Here is a 20,079-nt window from a genome sequence, read left to right on the forward strand (position 1 = left end):
GTTAACCTTCTAAGAAAAAGAGCTGAATGAAAAATAAGATGGCAAAGATGAGAACAAGCACATGTACTTCTCTCCATTTCCCTTTCGCCAATTTCACAAGCGGATATGAAATAAATCCAAGTGAAATCCCTGTAGAGATACTAGAAGTCAGCGGCATCGAAAGAATGACAAGAAAAGCAGGGAATGCTTCGTCTAGTTCGTTCCAGCGAATGCGTGACACCGAGTTCATCATCAAGCAGCCAACAATGATTAAAACAGGTGATGTGATGGATGGTAAAGACGAAATCGCTTGAACGAGCGGGCCAAAAAATAATGCCACAATAAACAGTGCAGCGACTGTTAAAGAAGTCAGCCCAGTTCTTCCGCCAGCAGCAACTCCTGATGATGACTCAATATAAGCAGTGGTTGGACTTGTACCAAACATAGAACCAACCGTTGTTGCAGCAGAGTCAGCGAGCAGGGCTCTGCGCACTTTTGGCAGCTGGCCATTTTTCATTAATCCGGCTTGTTCGGCAACACCGATCATAGTGCCTGTTGTATCAAAAATCGTCACCAGTAAGAAAGAGAAGACGACAGCATACAAATGATGAGAGAACACGTCACCAAAGGCAGCGATTGGATTTGTAATCAGCATGCCTTCAGGCAGTGCAGGCACGTCCATCAGCATTTTAGGGAAATGAAGCTGGCCTGTTGCGAGTGCAATCAATGTGGTCGCTAACATGCCGATAAACAGTGCACCATTTATTTGAAGAACCATTAAAATAACCGAAATCATTAAGCCGACAAGCGTTAAAATGACAACAGGCGAGCTTAAATTGCCAAGCTTCACAAGGTTTTCTGGATCAGCAGCGATGATTCCAGACTGACGGAGGCCGATGAACGCAATGAAAAGCCCGATTCCTGCTGTAATGCCGTACTTTAAATTATCTGGAATGGCTTGAATGAGTTGTTTTCTAAGGGATGTTAACGATAAAATAATAAAGAGTATACCAGCAACAAATACCGCACTAAACGCTGTTTGATAGCTGATGCCGCCACCGCCGACAACGGTAAAGGTGAAATAGACATTCAGCCCCATGCCTGGTGCAATGGCAATCGGATAGTTTGCAAATAGTGCCATCCAGAGCGTACCGACGACAGCAGCGATGATTGTTGCAGTAAAGACTTGGTCAAAAGGAATACCTGCTTTTGAAAGAATTCCTGGGTTGACGGCAACAATATAGACCATGGTAAAGAATGTCGTCATACCAGCAATGATTTCTTTCTTTATGTTGGTTTGATTTTCTTTTAACTGAAACATAAAATCCTCCATTTACGAACATTATTACAAAACAATTAATATAATATTCGTTTTAAGGGTGGATTGCAACCTTTTTTCAAGGAGGAATGGAAAAAATGAATTGGGAAGCTGAAGTAATACGAAAAAAAGATGACTTGATCAACGACACACAATCTTTCTTACAAATTGAAAGTGTCCTTGATGAAGAAGGCGGCAAAGAAGGAAAGCCATTTGGTGAAAAAGTCGATGATGCCCTTCAGTATATGCTGAAAAAAGGGGAAGACGAAGGCTTCACAGTCAAGAATGTCGACGGCTATGCAGGTCATATTGAATATGGGGAAGGCGAAGACATCGTAGGTGTGCTGTGCCATGTGGACGTGGTGCCTGCAGGTGACGGCTGGACAACCCCGCCATTTTCAGCGGACATCAGAGAAAATAAAATCTTTGCACGCGGGGCTATTGATGACAAAGGCCCAACCATGGCGGCATTCTATGCGCTGAAGATCTTAAAAGATTCTGGTCTGCAGCTGTCGAAAAAAATCAGAATGATCATTGGAACAGATGAAGAAAGTGATTGGCGCTGTGTGGACCATTATTTCAAGCATGAAGCAATGCCGCAAATTGGATTTGCACCAGACGCCGATTTTCCGATTATTCATGCGGAAAAAGGGATTATTGATGCCACCCTATCATTTACATATCAACAACCAGTGAATCAACAGCGCTATACGCTTAAGCAATTTACATCGGGTATGAGGCTCAATATGGTGCCAGATGAGGCAGCAGCTGCTGTGACTGCTACACAGGAACACGATGCTGAATCATTAAAAACGGCCTTCGAAGCCTATCTTGCTGATCATCAATTATCTGGTGAGGTAAAAAGCACAGCGGATGGACTGCATTTTACATTAAAAGGGGTATCCGTTCATGCCATGGAGCCGGCGCATGGGACAAATGCGGGCATTCATATGGCGAATTTCTTATGCGGACATGAATTAGATGAGCAGGGACTTGCCTTTACTTCCCAAGTCAACGCTTTATTTGATCAGGATACAAGAGGGAAAAAGCTAGGAATTGCTTGCAAAGATGATATTAGTGGAGATTTGACATTGAATGTTGGGACAATCCGCTATAAACAGAATGAGGAAGCAAAGCTAGGGTTAAATGTCCGCTATCCAGTAACTGCAGACGGCATGGACGTCAAAAAAGGAATTGAAAGCATCAAAGGGGCGTCCCTTCTAAAATTCGAAGACAGCCCTCCTCATCACGTCTCAAAAGATCATCCGCTTGTGAAAACCTTGCAGCGGGTATATGAGGAGCAAACGGGAGATCCTGCAACCCTTATTGCCATAGGGGGAGGAACGTATGCGAGATCTTTAGAAGCTGGCGTTGCCTTCGGACCTCTATTTCCTGGAAGACCAGACTGCGCCCATCAAAAGGATGAATATATTGAAATTGATGACTTACTGAGAGCAGCAGCTCTTTATGCACAAGCTATGTATGAATTAGCAAAATAGAAATTGGAAAAGAGAAGAGGGGATTCATAGTGAAAAAAATGTTCTTAAGTTCTTCATTCAAAGACAGCTATTCTCTCTTGTCTGACTTTGCAGGTGAATCATTAAAAGGAAAGCGCGTGACTTTCTTTCCAACGGCAAGTGCTGTAGAAGAAGTCACGCACTATGTTGAGGCAGCGAAGGGAGCCTTTCAGCAATTAGGGATGCAGCTTGAGACTGTGCAGATAGATGAACAGTCCGTAGAAGAGGTCACACAGATGATCAAACAAAATGATGTGATCTATGTTTCAGGAGGCAATACCTTTTATTTATTGCAGGAGTTAAGAAAACATCGTCTCGATGACGTGTTGAAAGAAGAAATCAACAACGGTAAGCTGTACATCGGGGAGTCTGCGGGGAGTATCATTATGGCGCCAAGCATTGAATATATCTCCATGATGGATGATCAGGAGAAGGCGCCGGAGCTTTCATCATTCCAAGGTTGCAATGAAATAAGCCGCTATCCAGTACCGCATATGCACAATGCCTATTTAGGCGAGGCTGCACAGCTAATTATGGAGAAGCATCAGCAGACGCTTGATTTATGTCCTCTAACTGATGAACAGGCTTTACTCGTCACAGGGGAGCAGGCTGAGGTGAAATCTGTCTAAGCATCTTAACCGTGAAAGAAGAAAAAGGAACAGGGATTCATCGCCCTGTTCCTTTTTTAATCTTGAAAAACATCACTTGATAAGTATCGTTCACCCGTATCTGCTGTCATACAGATCACGATTTGATCTGCCGGCAATTGCTTCGCTGTTTCAATGGCTACATAGCAAGCCGCCCCAGAGGATGGGCCTACTAAAATTCCTTCAAGCATAGCGAGCTGCCGTGTGATGTGGTACGCATCTTCGTCGCTTACTTGCACAATCTCATCATAGACATCCTCGTTTAAGATTTGGGGGATAAATCCTGGGCTTGTGCCAACGAGCTTATGTTTGCCAGGTTCCCCGCCAGATAAGACTGGAGATCCCTCAGGTTCTGCTACACGGATGGTTAAATGAGGGAATGCCTTTTTTAATTCCTCTCCAGTTCCTGTAATAGTACCGCCAGTTCCAGCTGTTGCGACAAAGGCGCCAAGGGGCTGTCCAAGTTGTTTCACAGCTTCCATGATTTCGACCGCTGTTGTTCCTCTATGTGCATCTGGGTTTGCTCTATTGTCAAATTGCATCGGAATAAAGCTGTGAGGAATTTGAGTAGCAAGTTCTTCCGCCTTGCGAATGCAGCCTGGCATTTTTTCTTCTCCTGGGGTTAAGACGACCTGCGCCCCGTATGCCTTCAAAATATTGATTCTTTCCTTTGTCATCGTATCAGGCATGACAAGGATAGCTTTGTAGCCTCTTGCGGCAGCATTCATGGCTAAACCAATCCCTGTATTCCCGCTCGTAGGTTCAATAATGGTTGCTCCTTTTGTGAGTTTCCCTTGTTTTTCTGCCTCGACGATCATATTGTAAGCCGCGCGGTCTTTTACACTTCCGCTAGGATTAAATGATTCCAGCTTTAAGTAAACAGCCGCCGCATTTTCTGGCTGTAGCCGCTGTAATTTGACAAGCGGTGTATCGCCAATCAGCTCAGCTATATTTTGTGCAACTTTCATGATATGACACCCTTTCTTCTCATTCCGCATTTCTTTAGTTATACTATCATCAATGGGGATTCGTAAAGTTTGTTAAAAAAGGACAGGTGATATTGTGTCAGAAAGCCGTCATTATTTTATAGGGATTCACATCCCTGAACAACTTGCGCATCAAATCAAACAAGACATTGATCAAAGGAGCGGACTGTTCTTTCAAAAATGGACAGCACCACATGATTATCATGTAACCCTTGTCTTTTTAGGCGCCATTCCAGAAGAGCGTCTAAAAAAGATCATTCGGCTGCTTGACATCCTTTCAAATGAAGCGTCTACATTTCCACTAGAGCTGAATGCGGTAGGGCAGTTTGGTGCGAAGGAACGCCCAAGAGTCTTTTTTGCAAAGCCTCATGAAAGTGAGCCGCTCATGCATTTAAGAGAAAAGGTAAAGAAAGCCGTCTTGTCAGCAGGACACCCTGTTGAAAAGAGACCGTTTCATCCGCATATGACGATTGCGCGCAAATGGAATGCGGATGACCTTTATGAAGAACAAGCGCCTTTACGCAAAGAGCCATATGTGATGGAGGTTTCGCGTATCACTTTATTTGAAATACGTCCAAAGGAAACCCCTCGTTATCACGCAATCAAACAATTTACATTACATAAATGATTCTAGAAGTTGGAGTGAGCAGCAGATGGCGCAAATTATCAAAATTCAAGATTATATATCACGATATGAACAAGACCCGCATCACTACATCAATCAATTCAATCGGTTGAAAAAACAAAGATGGGACGAGTTGAAAAAGGCTTCAAAAGAGGAGGCGCAGCAACCATTTGACCAAATTCCTCAACAAGTGCCTGAACAGGAGGAAGAAAAGAGAAAGAAATTCTCCTTAAAGAGAAAGCAAAAAGAAGCCGATATGAAAAAGGAACGGGACCTGAGTCTTTTTAACGAGCCTACAGATATAGAGCAAGGGGTTTTCAGAAACGTCCCTACCGATGAAACGAAGCTGATTCACTTTTTTAAGGATCATCTCTTTGAAGTGCAATTAAAATGGGCGAGCTCAACGATTTCACATATTTCAACCGTCTCCCATCATATTCGATATGATGAAAAGCTGCGAATGCTTGCAAGGCAGCTTCCAGATTCTTATTTTGTGATGTACAAGCCGGTTCTGCTCATTCAAAAAGCTGAGATGGAATTATGTCCGATACTCATCACGCCGCTCGAAGTAATCTGTTTATCCTTCTTAGAGGCCGAGCCAGACAGCGTCTATATCGGAACGAAGGAACGTTTTTGGGAAAAACGGGCGACCGGGAAAGCTGTTCAGTCCGTCTTAAATCCTTGTGCAAGCCTTCTGCGTTCTGGCACCGTTGTGTCAAAGATCTTACAGCAAAGTGGTGTAGACCTTCCTGTGAAAAAAATCCTCATCAGCCGAACCTCTTATATTGATTTACCTGAAGTTCCATATGGGATGGAGGTTATCGATAAGAAGAAGGCAGAAGAGTGGTTTGAAAAGCAGCGGAAAAATACGGCGCCGACAAAGCATCAGCAATTTAAGGCGACAAAGGCGTTGCTTGCTTATGGTGAAACAGACAGCAAAAGAAGGCAGGAATGGCTCGATTAAAGGCATGATGGAAGGTCACGAAAAATGAGACCTGAGTGGAGCTAATATATGAATGAATGGTACTTTATCGTTAATCCAGAAGCAGGACATGGAAAAGGACTCCGCACATGGAGGAGCATAGAGAAAGAATTACAAAAGGTAGAGGTCTCTTATCGATCGTTTCTCACCCAGCATGAAGGCCATGCAGAAGTTTTGGCAAGACAAATCAGTGCCATGCAGGATGACAGGCTGCAGCGATTGATTGTTATTGGCGGTGACGGCACGATTCATGAGGTACTGAATGGCTTAAAGGAAATCGATCATGTACAGCTTAGTTTTGTCCCTGCAGGTCATTGGAATGATGCTGCGAAGGGTCTCGGTATCCATCGTCATGATGTCCTAAAAGAAGTGAGAAAGCAAAAGAGAATGCTCACCAAAACATTTTCTCTCGGCTCCTTTCAAGATCATGCCGAAAGTCCGCAATCTGTTCTTTTTCTCAATCATATCGGTGTTGGTTTTGACGCACATGTGCTGAGGAAAACGGTGCATTTTAGAGGAAAAAAATGGCTGAAACGGCTGGGGCTTGGCTTTATCATCTACCCGCTGTCATTTCTCCATTCTCTATGGTCGTTTAAGCCATTTGATCTTGCGTTATTTATTGAAAATGAGAAGAAAGTCTTTCGGCAAGTGTGGTTTGTGATCGTATGCAATCACCCGTATTACGGGGGAGGGCTGGAAGCAGCACCGGAAGTGAGTGCAAGGCAGCCAGGTTTTCAAACGATGGTTGTCACAGATTTGAATCCATTCAAAGTCCTCTTGTTTCTAAGTGCAATGGTGTTTCGAAAGCACCTTGGGATGAAGGGGGTTACCCTGTTTCAGCATGAGGAAGCGTACTTAGAAGCAGATGAAAAAATCTTATTTCACGCAGATGGAGAAGTGATCGGTGCAACGCCTGTCTTTGTGAAGGCAAGTGAACGATCCTTAAAATTACGTGCTTAAATAACTTGCGGTATGTCCGCAGTCAAAGAACCATGAAAAAAGGCTTCTTTTTCGTAAGGTTCTTGTCCTGATTTTTTAGTTTTGCTTGACGAGTATAAGAAGGTAACGATAAAATCTATAGGACGGCTATTGTTTAGCATCTCATTCTCAATAGCTGTCCTTTTTGTTTTTATGATCATATAAATAAAAAAAAGAAACAGCCAATTGATCCTCAATCGGCTGAATTTTGTCGACTAAAAAAGCAAGATTTAAAATATTTTAAGAAATGATGGGTTGAAAATTGATATGAACTGGTTGGGACAAATATTAGGTAGCGAATGGCACATCTCTCCGGCTGGAGGCGCTACGGGAGATGCGTACTTCGCAACACACAATGACCAAAAGCTATTTTTAAAACGCAATACGTCACCGTTTCTTGCGGTTTTGTCAGCTGAAGGCATTGTGCCGAAGCTTGTCTGGACAAAACGGATGGAAAATGGAGATGTTATTACTGCACAGCACTGGCTGAGCGGTAGAGAGCTGAAGCCAAAGGACATGAATGATCGTCCTGTAGCAGAGCAGCTAAGAAAAATTCATACATCAAAAGAATTGCTCGATATGCTGAAGCGATTAGAGAAGCACTCTCTAGACCCAGAATCCATTCTGATGCATCTAAAACAGTCCATATTAAACGAGCAAATTGATTCACAAGACATCACACGTGCCATCCAGTATTTAGAGAAGCATGTGAAGGCTGTCCATTTTGAGGACAAGGTCGTCTGTCATTGTGATCTCAATCATAATAATTGGCTGCTGACAGATGAAAACCAGCTCTATTTGATCGATTGGGATGGGGCGATGATTGCAGACCCAGCGATTGATCTTGGACCGCTTTTATACCATTATGTTGAGGAAGAGAACTGGGAAAGCTGGCTCTCTATGTACGGCGCCCCGCTGACGGACAACTTGAGAAAGCGCATGGCGTGGTACGTGCTCGCTGAAACCGTATCGTTTGTCGTTTGGCATAAACGAAAAGGGAATGAAAAGGCGCAAAAAGAGGTGCAAGCGGAGCTAAATGCACTCTTAAAACGGTTAAACATCCATTAAGACAGTGGAATGTTTTCGACCCACTCAGACAGATGTGATTGATGCTCCTCGATATGTGCATCAATTGAACTGACAGAGGTGCCCTTTTGGCTGTAATCATAAATATCTGTTAACAGCTGACGAATGTCGGGATCCAGATCTTCTTTTGCCAGCATTAATTGAATTACGCGTCCCACCTGTTCATATTCTGCAACAGTCCCGCAGCAATCCAGCTGGTGATCGGTTAAAATATCTTTGATTAATTGAAGCTGATGTTGACGGTTTAAACCCATACAAATGCTCCTTTCCTGCGTGTCATTTATGAGGTTAAACTGTGCAATCAGCGCCCAATTTATACATGCGGCAGACCAGCTCAAGCGAAGGGCTGGTCTTTTTATATGGACATAGAAGATGCTGTCTTGCGGGTCTTTATGTTTCATGGTATCTTGATAAAATGTAAAGAAAATAGAGGTGTATCAAATTGAGAATGCGACATAAACCATGGGCTGATGATTACTTAGCTGAGAATGCTCATATTGCTTTAGCAAGTCCCGAGCAATATAAAGGGAAATGGCATGAGCTGTTTGGAAATGATCATCCAATCCATATCGAAGTTGGGACAGGAAAAGGGAGCTTTATTGCTGGAATGGGCAAGCTTCATCCTGATATCAACTATATTGGCATTGAATTATTTAAAAGTGTCATTGTGACGGCAGTAGATAAAATCAAAGAGACAGATGTTGAAAATGTAAAGCTTTTGAACATTAATGCTGAGACGCTGACAGATGTGTTTGCGGAAAATGAGATTGACCGGGTGTATTTGAATTTCTCTGATCCGTGGCCAAAAGCAAGACACGAAAAGCGCAGATTGACGTTTAAAACCTTTTTAGAGCGATATGAACATATTCTTCGTCCAGGCGGTGAATTACATTTCAAAACTGATAACCGCGGGTTATTTGAATATTCCTTAAAAAGTTTTTCTGCCTATGGCCTTCTTTTAACGTATGTCAGCCTAGATTTACATGAGGACGGCTTAGAAGGAAACGTGATGACTGAATATGAAGAGAAATTCTCATCTATGGGACAACCCATCTATCGATCAGAAGTCAAATTCCCAGAATAACAAGTGACATCAAGCTGGCTGCAAAAAAAATTGCAGTCAGCTTTTTTTATGAAAAGATTGGTGCATGCGATTTTTGGCTGTATTTGCTACGATAGAAAAAGGAGGGATGACAGCAATGGAGACAATGAAAATAGGTGAAATGGAACTGTTTTGGTTAAACGGGGGAGATACGCACATGGACGGCGGTGCGATGTTCGGTGTCGTGCCAAAGCCATTATGGTCAAAAAAATACCCGGTTAATGAACGCAATCAAATTGAATTACGATGTGATCCAATTCTCATTCGGTGGAAGGGTCTGCATCTGTTAGTGGATTCCGGCATCGGATCAGGGAAGCTGACAGATAAACAAAAACGCAATTACGGCGTGACAGAGGAAACCAAATTGGAAGAATCTCTAGCGGCCCTTGGTCTGCGCCCATCAGATATAGATTACGTATTAATGACACACCTGCACTTTGATCATGCCAGCGGATTAACAAAACGTGAAGGCGATAAGCTCGTGTCTGTTTTTCAGCAGGCAAAAATCATCACATCGAAAATCGAATGGGATGAAATGAGAGCGCCGAACATTCGCTCAAGAAATACATATTGGAAAGAAAACTGGGAGCCTGTGGCAGATCAAGTGGTCACATTTGAAGAAAGTATTGAAGTGATAGAAGGCATCGAGCTGCACCATACAGGCGGCCATAGCAATGGTCATAGCATTTTAACGCTCACAAGTGAGGGCGAAACAGCGATTCATTTAGCTGATATCATGCCAACACACGCTCATAAAAATCCACTTTGGGTTTTGGCATATGATGATTACCCAATGACGTCGATTCCAGCCAAGCAAAAGTGGCAGGCATTTGCAGAAGAAAAAAATGCGTGGTACTTGTTTTATCATGATGCCATTTATCGTGCTGTAAAATGGGACGAAGATGGGCAGATGACACAAGAAATCAAAAGAGAAACAGGAAGATAAAAGATCATCTGTATGTTTTTTTCGCCTTTCACACAAAATAACGACAAAATGAACTTGTGAAAGGAAGAGTGCAGGTGAACCAATTTTATCGTGTACATGGTGATGTGATCGAAACACCATTAAGAGGGATGGAAGTCATGTCAGTCCCTTATTTAAACAAAGGGGTTGCATTTACAAAGGAAGAGCGGAAGGAGCTCGGGTTAAAGGGATTTCTTCCGCCTAAGGTTTTAACTTTAGAGGATCAAGCAAAGCGTGCATATGAGCAGTTCAAGGCACAGCCGGATGAGCTAGGGAAAAATGTGTATTTAACATCACTTCATGATAGAAACGAAGTGCTTTTTTACAAATTACTTAATGAGCACTTGGCGGAAATGCTTCCGATTGTCTACACGCCGACTGTAGGAACGGCTATTCAGCGTTATAGCCATGAGTATCGAAAGCCAAGAGGGCTGTATTTATCGATTGATGATCTGGAAGGCATGGAAGAAATTTTTGCATCCTATGGTGTCGATGAATCAATTGACTTAATCGTTGCCACTGATGCAGAAGGCATTTTAGGCATTGGAGACTGGGGTGTTGGCGGGATTGCCATTTCAGTCGGGAAACTTGCTGTTTATACAGCTGCAGCAGGTATTGATCCTAGCCGCGTGCTGGCAGTAGTGCTTGATGCCGGGACGAACCAGGAAAGTCTCTTAAATGATCCGCTTTATGTTGGCAATCAGCACTCCCGTGTTCGAGGAGAGCGCTATGAACAGTTCATTGATCAATATGTCGAGCTTGCCCGTGCTACTTTCCCAAACGCGCTCCTTCACTGGGAAGACTTTGGTACAAAGAATGCCCGTGCGATATTGGAAAAATATAAGGACCGAATTTGTACATTTAACGATGACATTCAAGGGACTGGCGCCGTTTCACTTGCTGCAGTTATGGCATGTGCAAAAGCTTCGAAGGTTCCGCTGAAAGATCACCGTATCGTCATTTTTGGAGCGGGTACGGCAGGTATTGGCATAGCCGAGCAAATCCGTGATGCCATTGTCAGAGATGGAGTCAAAGAAGAGGAGTCCTATGATCATTTCTGGTGTATTGATAAAACGGGGCTGCTCACAGATGATTCACCTGACATTCAGCCATTTCAAAAGCCGTATGCAAGACGTTCTGACGAAGTAAAGGATTATGCCCGTAATGGTCCAAAGCATTCGATTGATCTATTAGAGGTCGTCAAACAGGCGAAACCTACAATCTTAATTGGCACCTCGACGGTCGGAGGAGCATTTACAGAGGAAATTGTAAAAGAAATGGCGTCACACGTGGAGCGCCCTGCCATTTTACCGATGTCGAATCCGACACCTCTTTCAGAAGCAAAGCCGCAAGATCTGATTGAGTGGACTGAAGGACGCGCACTTGTGACAACAGGAAGCCCATTTGATCCTGTTGAATATGGAGGCGTCACATATGAAATTGGACAAGCGAATAATGCCCTTGTCTTCCCAGGTCTTGGTCTAGGCACGATTGTGTCAAAAGCCAGGTTGATGACAGACAGTATGTTTGTTGCGAGTGCTGAAGCCATTGCAAGCATGGTCAATGTGGGGAAGCCGGGTGCAGCGATGCTGCCAAGTGTCGATCAGCTTCGAACCGTTTCAGCAACAGTGGCCGTCCGTGTGGCGCAGGCAGCAATTGATGAAGGAATTGCAGAAGAAACGCCTGATGACCTTATTCAGGCTGTGCAGGACGCGATGTGGCATCCTGTGTACAAAAAAATCAAAGCCATATAAAAAAAGCTTCGCAAGGACATGTCTTTGCGAAGCTTTCTTGATCAAGCAACAGAATCAATTACATCAACGATCATGCCTGTTTTGGCATCAATCATCACTTCATACTGTTCAAGCTCGCCAAAGGCAGAGCGGGTAATGCCAGATTTGTACACATCAATCGTTTCACCATTTACGGTATACGGTTCTGGTACAGTATAAATCCAAGAGCCATCAATCGGGCCGCGCTGTTTAAAAGCAGATTTCACAATTTTTAATGCTTTTTCAGACGAGATATACGTAGGGAAAAATACTTTCTTTGCAACAATTGCAGCGGCAACTCCAATACTCGCACCAATCAAAACATGTTTTAACTTCAACGTGCTGCACCTCCGTATTGCTGTTTTTTCCATTATACAAAACTTGTCCATTGATGTTAAGGAATCCGAATAATTGAAAGCATATTCAAAATTTCTAGAGAGATACTTGGAAAACCGAAAGAATTCTTATAGTATAAAGTGAGTGTTATTTTTATAGGAATATATATGGTCATTACATAGAAACGAGGTAAACTGTAGAATGAACGAAGAAACATTGTCGCTTTTCCGAAATTTAACAGAATTGCAGGGAACACCAGGAAATGAGCACCATGTGCGTGCTTTTATGAAAAAGGAACTTGAGAAATATTCTGATGAACTCATTCAAGACCGTCTTGGCGGAGTGTTTGGCGTACGCAAAGGGCCGGAAAACGCACCGAAAATTATGGTAGCAGGTCATATGGATGAAGTCGGATTCATGGTCTCATCGATTACGAAAAACGGAATGATTCGTTTTCAAACACTTGGCGGCTGGTGGAGTCAAGTCATGCTGGCGCAGCGTGTGGACGTTCATACCGATCAGGGTCCAATTCCTGGTGTCGTCTCGAGTACACCTCCTCACCTTCTCACACCAGAACAAAAAAGCAAACCTGTGAAACCGTCAGATATGCTTATTGATATTGGTGCAGACAGTGAAGAAGAGGCAAAAGAGCTTGGCGTTCGCCCAGGACAGCAAATCGTTCCTGCAACGGTATTTACCCCAATGGCGAATCCAAAAAAGATTTTAGCGAAGGCTTGGGATAACCGCTATGGCTGCGGCCTTGCGATTGAATTATTAAAAGAATTAAAAGATGAATCACTTTCATGCCAGTTGTATTCAGGAGCAACTGTTCAAGAGGAAGTAGGGCTTAGAGGAGCTGAGGTAGCTGCAAACATGATTCAGCCAGATCTTTTCTTCGCTTTAGATGCAAGTCCTGCAAACGATGTGACAGGTGACAAAACACAGTTCGGCCAGCTTGGAAAAGGTACACTTCTGCGTATTTTTGACCGAACAATGATTACGCACCGCGGAATGAGAGACTTTGTACTCGATACTGCTGAGACAAACAACATTCCATATCAATATTTCGTATCACCGGGTGGTACGGACGCTGGACGTGTTCATATTTCAAACCAAGGTGTGCCTTCTGCTGTCATTGGGGTTTGCGCACGCTACATTCATACAAGTCATTCTGTGTTACATGTGGATGATTACGCAGCGGCAAAAGAGTTAATTGTCCGCCTAGTGAAAAATTGTGATCAAAGTACAGTGGATTCTATTTATCAACAAGTATAAATAGAATAGAAAAAGGCTGCTTCTTCAATAAGAGCAGCCTTTTTTCTTATTGCTGTTCAAACACGTAAGATAACGCCTTGATCGCTTGGTTTACAGTTTCCACAGTGATATTTGCTTTGTTTGAGAGTTCTTTTAACGGATGGTGCAGCTCTTTTGGACGGATTAAAATAAGAGGTTTCCCTTTTGCAATCGCAGCAGATGCATCCATGGCTGTGTTCCACTGTTTATATTTCTCACCAAAGCGTGCAATGACGACATCTGCTTTGTTTAATAAAATTTCAGTACGAAAATTGTTCAAATCAGAAGCTGCATCATCTTTGAAAATGGCATTCGGCTGCTCACCTAAAATATCCTCACCGATGTTATCTGAGCGGTCATGATTCTCCATCGGACCGACAAATGTCACCGGAAGCTTCAAAGATTGGCTTTTTTCCTTGATTTCATTACGCCACTGGCTATGAATTTCTCCAGCTAAATAAACAGTTAATTGCATAACGAACTCCTCCTTTTGTACAAACTTAGTAAAGGTTTGTCCTGTTTCTTTTCATGTTACACAAGAAGTGCTTGATAAAGCAAAAAAAATATGATTATGATATTCATGGTAGAGACAATTTTTCATCGTAAGAATACTACATATAATGGGAAGGACAGGCCTCTTCGTCTTTCCTATGAGAAAGCAGGAAGACGACGTTGATGACTTATTTGAAAAGAAAGGGGATCTCCCTTTCGCCAAAGGTGTATTTCATTGATGCACTTTCTTATATGGCTTTAGGTCTATTTGCTACATTAGTGGTAGGTCTGATTTTAAAAACAGCAGGCGGTCTGTTATCACTTTCTCTCATTGTGAAAATGGGTACGCTTGCTATGGGTCTGATGGGACCGGCAATTGGCGTAGCAGTTGCTTATCGCTTAAATGCTTCTCCATTAATCATTTTTGCAAGTGTTGTCTCAGGTGCCGCTGGAGCAGAGCTTGGGGGACCAGCCGGAAGCTTCGTGGCTGCTCTAATTGGGGTGGAAATAGGCAAACTGGTTAGTGGTGAGACAAGAATTGATATTATTTTAACGCCGCTTGTCACCATTATCACTGGCTTTTTCACTGCTGCTTTCATCGGTCCTGGCATTCAGGCGATGATGACAGGGCTTGGCAGACTTATCATGTGGGGGACAGACCAAAGCCCGCTGATCATGGGCATGCTAGTAGCGACCATTGTTGGACTTGCTCTCAGTTCTCCGATTTCAAGTGCTGCACTTGCGCTCATGCTTGATTTAAGCGGGACAGCTGCTGGTGCTGCAACGATTGGCTGCTGTGCTCAGATGGTTGGCTTTGCTGCTGCAGGTTTTAGAGAAAATCGCTTTGGCGGTCTTGCGGCTGTCGGCATTGGGACGTCAAAGTTGCAGCTTTCGAACATTGTGAAAAACCCCCTCATCCTGATTCCGCCGACGATTGCTGGTCTGATTCTCGCGCCAATTGGTATTATTGGCTTTGGGATGGTCAATAATGCGGCAGGAGCGGGAATGGGAACGAGCGGGCTTGTTGGACAGCTCATGACCCTCACCGTCATGGGGTTTCATCCATCTGTATTTCTATCGATAGCTCTCTTGCATATCGTTGGCCCGGCAGTGATTAGTTTGGTAGTATCAGAATGGATGAGAAAGAAAGGCTATATACAATTCGGAGATTTAACCATACAAACTGGAGGAATGAAACATGAAAAAAATTGAATCTAACGAAGAATTACAAAAAGTGATTCAAGAAGACTTAACGGTATTGCTATTTTCAGCTGACTGGTGCCCCGACTGCACATTTATTGAGCCATTCTTGCCAGAGCTTGAAGCAAACTACCCAGAATTTGAGTACTTCTATGTCGATAGAGACAAGTTCATTGACACTTGTGCAGAGTGGGAAATTTACGGCATTCCAAGCTTTTTAGTCTTTAAAAACGGACAAGAGATTAACCGCTTTGTCAGCAAAGATCGTAAGACAAAGGAAGAGATTGAAGCATTTTTAACAGATTCTCTTTCTAAATAACGAAAGGAGAGTCTAAACGATGGCAAAAATGACATCAAGACAGCTTGCGAATGAACTCAAAAGCCGTCTGACGAACGACAGCTGGTCACACCAGTTTGATCGGGAAAAAGATACGCTTCGTATTGAAGATAAACAAACAGGCAAAGGCATCACACTAGAGCTCCCGCCAATTATTGCAAAGTGGGAAGTAAAGCCTGATGAAACAATTGATGAGATTGTTTATTATGTGAAAGAAGCGCTGAGTGCGATGAAAGGCGAAGCGCAGCACATTTCAGGAAAAGAAAAGCAGATCTATCCGGTCATTCGTTCCACTTCCTTTCCTGAGGCATCAAGTGATGGAATTCCGCTCGTATTTGATGAGCATACAGCTGAAACGAGAATCTACTATGCACTTGACCTTGGAAGCACCTACCGATTAATTGATGAAAAGATGCTTCAAAAGGAAAACTGGACAAAAGAACGAATCAGAGAAACTGCAAGCTTCAACGTCCGTTCACTAGAAACTGTAGTGAAAATGGATGAAGTGGCAGGCAACCTGTTTTATTTCTTCCGCGCAAATGACGGGTATGACGCCAGCAGACTTTTAAATGAGTCGTTATTACAAGAATACGCGCAAAAAATAGAAGGACAAATGGCGATTTCTGTTCCTCATCAAGATGTATTCATCATTGCAGATGTTCGCAATGATTCAGGCTATGATATTTTAGGACAGATGTCGATGAGCTTCTTCGCCAGCGGTACGGTTCCGATTACCGCATTGTCATTTTTGTATGATGAGGGTAAGCTTGAACCGATCTTTATACTTGCAAAAAGCAGACCAAAACAGCAGTAGAAGGGAATTTTGAAGAATGAATGTTTTTTATAATGCAGAAGGTGTAGGCGACACACTCCTTATTTCATTGAAAGATGTGACGAGAGAAGAAGTAGGACATGAGACGTTTGGAGATGTTGTACGAATCTTCAATCAAGAAACAAAAGAAACAACAGGCTTTAATATCTTCAATGCATCTACTTACATGAAAATTGAAGAAAACGGATCTGTCCCGCTTTCTGAAACCATTGTTCAAGATATCAATGAAATTTTAAACCGCAACGGTGTCAGTGAAACGTTGACTGTGGATCTATCACCAAAATTTGTTGTCGGCTATGTAAAGGAAAAAGAAAAGCATCCGAATGCAGATAAATTAAACATTTGCCAAGTTGATGTGGGCGATGAAACCTTACAAATCGTGTGCGGTGCACCAAACGTTGACCAAGGCCAATATGTCGTGGTGGCAAAAGTCGGCGCAGTGATGCCAAGCGGTATGGTCATCAAAGATGCTGAGCTAAGAGGGGTTCCATCAAGCGGCATGATTTGTTCAGCAAAAGAGTTAGATCTTCCAGACGCACCTGCTGAAAAAGGGATTCTTGTTTTAGATGGAAGCCATCAAGCTGGCGAACCCTTTAAAGCATAACCTCCCATAAACAGACACATAGGAGCGAAGAATGTGTTATACCAAAAGTCACTAAGTACGTACTTAGTGACTTTTTTTCATCTACAGACAGCATGAACAGCATAAACCGGCACTTTTCTCGCTTTTCTGCATGAAAAAGCAATGGTATACTAAAAATCGCCCAAGAAAACGTAAGGGGAGTTAAAGTGAGTGATAAATGATGAGTTGGTTAGATAAATTTTTTAGTGTATTTTTAGGAGAAGAAAAGAAAGAAGAAAAAGCTGTAAGACCTGAAGAAGATCTAGCTGCACCAAAGCAGCCAGCTTTTGAACAGCATAAAGAATATAAAAAAATCGAAGATACGAAAGTGTATTATGAATATCCAAAAGGCAACTTTCGGTTTCCGCTCGTTCCAGATGAACCTCTGCGTGACGGAGTGAAACCGGAGAGAAAACACGCCAAACCAAGACAGTCAAAGACCAGACAGACAACCTATCAGCCTAAACAAACGCTTCAGCCTGATATGAATAAAAAGCCATTCAAGCCAGAGCAAATTCCATCACCGATTTATGGCTATCATCAGGATATGCGTCCAAAAAAGGCAGAAGCAAAAGAAGAAGCAGGATCAGTTCAAAGGAAAGCAGCAGAAGAAACGGCGCAGCGTGTCACACTGTTATCAGAAGAGGCAGAGCGTGAACGGAATGTCAGGCAGCAAATGAACATCCCATCTATTCAGAAAGAAAAACGTATCGAAGAAATGGTTTCAGCATCAGCAAAAGAGAGAGCGGATAAGGAGCCAGAAGTAACCCCGCATACATTGCAAGAGGAACTCGCTTATCAAGATCATGTTCAATCGACGATGGAACGTTTAACAGACGAGCCTTTCCAGCTAGAAGAAAACGAGCCAGAAGATCATCATGAAGCTGATTTACATAAGCAGCAAGCCGAAGTCTATCAGGAGCAGGCGGTACAGTCCGAGCCGGAACAGGCTGTCTCCAGTGATGAAGAAGAAATAAAAGACGAGCCTGTCCATCAGTTTGAAGATCATACTGAGGAAATAGACATGTTGACCTTCGAAACACCGGAACCTTCGCAGCCAGCGATTGAAATGGAAGCAGACCTTCCAGTAGAAGAAGCGGCGTTAACAAAGAGTATGTCAGCAGAACCGGTGGAAGAAGTAGAAGCTGATCCAATAGAAGACAAACAAGAAGAAGCGCCCGCGGCAGCATATGAAGAAGCTGAGTCAGTCCAACATGACCTGCAGGAAGATCAGCTGGTTCAAGAAGCTGAAATTGAAGAAGAAAACTTAATGCCAGTAGAACAAGTAACAGAGGAACAAACTGCATCTGAACCTGCAGAAACGGTCATAGAACAGACAGAGCAGCAAGAACAAACGTACGAAGTCAAGAAAGAAGAACCAAAACAGACATCTCCGCAGCCACCACGCGCAAGCGGTCAAACCTCTACGGTTCCGTTTAATGTCATGATGTTAAAAAGCGATCAGCGCGTGCAAGGGCAAAAGAAAGCAGCCGACACACAAGGGTATGTTTTTCCAAGTCTCGCCCTATTAGATGTACCGCCAGCTCAAAAAGAAGAGGACGGTACATGGGTGAAAGAGCGGGCAGAACTGCTTAATGCGACGCTTAAAAATTTCAATGTAAGAGCAAGTGTTGTTCATGTCACACAGGGCCCTTCTGTGACAAGGTTTGAAGTACATCCAGAACCAGGTGTCAAAGTGAACAAAATCACGAACCTGTCAGATGATATTAAACTTAGTTTGTCCGCAAAGGATATTCGAATTGAAGCACCGATTCCAGGAAAGAACACGATCGGGATCGAAGTGCCAAACCTACACAGTAAAATGGTGTTCTTAAGAGAAATGATCAGAAGCAGTGCGTTTAGAGACAATCCATCTCCTTTAACAGCAGCACTTGGATTAGATATCTCAGGCCAGCCTGTCGTGGTTGATCTGCAAAAAATGCCGCACGGCTTAATTGCTGGAGCCACTGGTTCAGGAAAAAGTGTCTGCATTAATACGATTTTAGTGAGCTTAATGTTTAAAGCATCACCAGATGAAGTGAAAATGCTCTTAATTGACCCTAAAATGGTTGAATTAGCACCGTATAATAACATTCCGCACCTTGTGAGTCCTGTCATTACCGATGCTAAGACAGCAACAGCTGCTCTGAAATGGGTAGTGGATGAAATGGAAAGACGCTATGAACTATTTGCACACTCTGGCGTGAGAGAAATTAAACGATTCAATGAGCTTGTAAAAGAAAAACAAATGGGTGAAAAACTACCTTATCTCGTCGTGGTGATCGATGAGCTGGCCGATTTAATGATGGTCGCACCAAATGAAGTCGAAGAAAGCATCTGCCGAATTGCACAAAAAGCAAGAGCATGCGGCATTCACTTATTGATTGCGACACAAAGACCTTCTGTTGATGTCATCACAGGTCTCATTAAAGCCAATATCCCAACAAGAATTGCGTTTTCTGTTTCAAGTCAGGTTGATTCAAGAACGATCATTGACATGGCAGGTGCAGAAAAGCTTCTTGGAAAAGGAGACATGCTCTTCTTAGAAAATGGCTCCGGCAAGCCGACAAGGCTGCAAGGGAACTTTGTATCAGATCGGGAGATTGATCAAGTGGTGGCACATGTAAGAAAGCAGCGCAAGCCAATGTTCCTCTTTGAACAGGAGGAACTAATGCTTCAAGGCTCTGCGATTACAGACGAAGATGAATTGTTTATGGATGCCTGTCGTTTTGCCATCGAGCAGAATAGCGCTAGTACATCAAGTTTGCAGCGAAGATTTAGAATTGGCTACAATCGTGCAGCCAGACTGATTGACATGATGGAGCGCGAGGGCATGATTTCTGGTGCGAAAGGCAGTAAGCCAAGAGAAGTACTCATGACGCTGAGTGACTTAGAACAGTTGATCTAAACAAACCACTTCATTTTTTTTATAAACATGGTATGATAGCACATAGGTGCAATTTTGTAATTGGACGCTTTTCGCATGTCTGCCAGAACGCTTTTTTATGTAA

Annotated in this window: 20 protein-coding genes; 15 read left to right on the forward strand and 5 right to left on the reverse strand. The window is 43.1% G+C overall.

The genetic code is table 11. The annotated features are described in order from the left end of the window. Window position 1 precedes the first annotated feature (1 nt). Window positions 2-1,300, reverse strand: coding sequence for an NCS2 family permease (locus tag C9414_RS05165; protein ID WP_047203497.1), 1,299 nt, complete (start codon window positions 1,298-1,300; stop codon window positions 2-4). A gap of 95 nt (window positions 1,301-1,395) precedes the next feature. Here C9414_RS05165 and pepV point away from each other — a divergent pair, with 95 nt between their 5' ends. Further along, complete coding sequence (gene pepV, locus C9414_RS05170; RefSeq protein ID WP_107163209.1) at window positions 1,396-2,796, forward strand: dipeptidase PepV; 1,401 nt, start codon at window positions 1,396-1,398, stop codon at window positions 2,794-2,796. Window positions 2,797-2,825: 29 nt separating this feature from the next. Then, window positions 2,826-3,443 (forward strand): Type 1 glutamine amidotransferase-like domain-containing protein, encoded by a 618-nt coding sequence (locus tag C9414_RS05175; protein WP_107163210.1) that lies wholly within the window; start codon window positions 2,826-2,828, stop codon window positions 3,441-3,443. Between the two features lie 56 nt (window positions 3,444-3,499). Here C9414_RS05175 and cysK read toward each other — a convergent pair whose 3' ends face one another. Continuing rightward, window positions 3,500-4,429 carry a cysteine synthase A gene (gene cysK, locus C9414_RS05180; RefSeq protein ID WP_107163211.1) on the reverse strand — a complete coding sequence of 310 codons (930 nt, stop codon included), beginning with the start codon at window positions 4,427-4,429 and terminating at the stop codon, window positions 3,500-3,502. A 94-nt stretch (window positions 4,430-4,523) separates the two neighbouring features. On the opposite strand from cysK, the gene thpR reads away from it, so the two are divergent. The 4 genes from thpR to C9414_RS05205 all read left to right on the forward strand — a co-directional run bounded on the left by thpR (window position 4,524) and on the right by C9414_RS05205 (window position 8,100). After that, on the forward strand, window positions 4,524-5,075 hold the full coding sequence (thpR, locus tag C9414_RS05185; RefSeq protein ID WP_047203549.1) for an RNA 2',3'-cyclic phosphodiesterase: 552 nt from the start codon (window positions 4,524-4,526) through the stop codon (window positions 5,073-5,075). A 25-nt stretch (window positions 5,076-5,100) separates the two neighbouring features. Beyond that, entirely contained in the window at window positions 5,101-6,036 is a 936-nt protein-coding gene (locus C9414_RS05190) for a hypothetical protein (protein WP_047203493.1), read from the forward strand. A gap of 48 nt (window positions 6,037-6,084) precedes the next feature. Beyond that, window positions 6,085-7,014 (forward strand): YegS/Rv2252/BmrU family lipid kinase, encoded by a 930-nt coding sequence (locus tag C9414_RS05195; RefSeq protein WP_047203492.1) that lies wholly within the window; start codon window positions 6,085-6,087, stop codon window positions 7,012-7,014. Window positions 7,015-7,299: 285 nt separating this feature from the next. Then, window positions 7,300-8,100: a phosphotransferase family protein gene (locus tag C9414_RS05205; protein WP_047203548.1), complete on the forward strand. Its 801-nt coding sequence runs from the start codon at window positions 7,300-7,302 to the stop codon at window positions 8,098-8,100. Here the strand turns inward: C9414_RS05205 and C9414_RS05210 are convergent. Next, window positions 8,097-8,372, reverse strand: a complete 276-nt coding sequence (locus tag C9414_RS05210) for a YtzH-like family protein (protein ID WP_025092409.1) — start codon at window positions 8,370-8,372, stop codon at window positions 8,097-8,099. The genes C9414_RS05205 and C9414_RS05210 overlap by 4 nt on opposite strands. 188 nt (window positions 8,373-8,560) lie before the next feature. Here C9414_RS05210 and trmB point away from each other — a divergent pair, with 188 nt between their 5' ends. The 3 genes from trmB (at window position 8,561) to C9414_RS05225 (ending at window position 11,938) form a co-directional block, all read left to right on the forward strand. After that, a complete protein-coding gene (gene trmB / locus C9414_RS05215; RefSeq protein ID WP_024424866.1) occupies window positions 8,561-9,202 on the forward strand; it encodes a tRNA (guanosine(46)-N7)-methyltransferase TrmB in 642 nt (213 codons plus the stop codon). Window positions 9,203-9,317: 115 nt separating this feature from the next. Continuing rightward, entirely contained in the window at window positions 9,318-10,166 is an 849-nt protein-coding gene (locus C9414_RS05220) for a YtnP family quorum-quenching lactonase (RefSeq protein ID WP_107163212.1), read from the forward strand. A gap of 74 nt (window positions 10,167-10,240) precedes the next feature. Next, on the forward strand, window positions 10,241-11,938 hold the full coding sequence (locus C9414_RS05225; protein WP_080967198.1) for an NAD-dependent malic enzyme: 1,698 nt from the start codon (window positions 10,241-10,243) through the stop codon (window positions 11,936-11,938). A gap of 41 nt (window positions 11,939-11,979) precedes the next feature. On the opposite strand, the gene C9414_RS05230 is transcribed toward C9414_RS05225, so the two are convergent. Further along, a complete protein-coding gene (locus tag C9414_RS05230; RefSeq protein WP_003217759.1) occupies window positions 11,980-12,294 on the reverse strand; it encodes a PepSY domain-containing protein in 315 nt (104 codons plus the stop codon). A 199-nt stretch (window positions 12,295-12,493) separates the two neighbouring features. On the opposite strand from C9414_RS05230, the gene C9414_RS05235 reads away from it, so the two are divergent. Further along, entirely contained in the window at window positions 12,494-13,567 is a 1,074-nt protein-coding gene (locus C9414_RS05235; protein ID WP_039180701.1) for a M42 family metallopeptidase, read from the forward strand. 46 nt (window positions 13,568-13,613) lie between these two features. Here C9414_RS05235 and C9414_RS05240 read toward each other — a convergent pair whose 3' ends face one another. Next, a complete protein-coding gene (locus C9414_RS05240) occupies window positions 13,614-14,060 on the reverse strand; it encodes a YtoQ family protein (RefSeq protein WP_107163213.1) in 447 nt (148 codons plus the stop codon). Between the two features lie 200 nt (window positions 14,061-14,260). Here C9414_RS05240 and C9414_RS05245 point away from each other — a divergent pair, with 200 nt between their 5' ends. From C9414_RS05245 to C9414_RS05265, 5 genes are all read left to right on the forward strand, one after another. After that, window positions 14,261-15,289 carry a PTS sugar transporter subunit IIC gene (locus C9414_RS05245; RefSeq protein WP_047203488.1) on the forward strand — a complete coding sequence of 343 codons (1,029 nt, stop codon included), beginning with the start codon at window positions 14,261-14,263 and terminating at the stop codon, window positions 15,287-15,289. Next, window positions 15,276-15,596 carry a thioredoxin family protein gene (locus C9414_RS05250; protein WP_024424860.1) on the forward strand — a complete coding sequence of 107 codons (321 nt, stop codon included), beginning with the start codon at window positions 15,276-15,278 and terminating at the stop codon, window positions 15,594-15,596. Before C9414_RS05245 ends, C9414_RS05250 begins: the two co-directional genes overlap by 14 nt. Window positions 15,597-15,615: 19 nt before the next feature. Further along, a complete protein-coding gene (locus C9414_RS05255; RefSeq protein WP_048239116.1) occupies window positions 15,616-16,428 on the forward strand; it encodes a DUF1444 domain-containing protein in 813 nt (270 codons plus the stop codon). Window positions 16,429-16,444: 16 nt separating this feature from the next. After that, window positions 16,445-17,050, forward strand: coding sequence for a YtpR family tRNA-binding protein (gene ytpR / locus C9414_RS05260; protein ID WP_024424858.1), 606 nt, complete (start codon window positions 16,445-16,447; stop codon window positions 17,048-17,050). A 196-nt stretch (window positions 17,051-17,246) separates the two neighbouring features. Then, window positions 17,247-19,976, forward strand: a complete 2,730-nt coding sequence (locus C9414_RS05265; RefSeq protein WP_107163214.1) for a DNA translocase FtsK — start codon at window positions 17,247-17,249, stop codon at window positions 19,974-19,976. Window positions 19,977-20,079: the final 103 nt, after the last annotated feature.

Source organism: Bacillus sp. Nf3 (assembly GCF_003028545.1).
In the GTDB taxonomy this organism is placed as follows: domain Bacteria; phylum Bacillota; class Bacilli; order Bacillales; family Bacillaceae; genus Bacillus; species Bacillus safensis.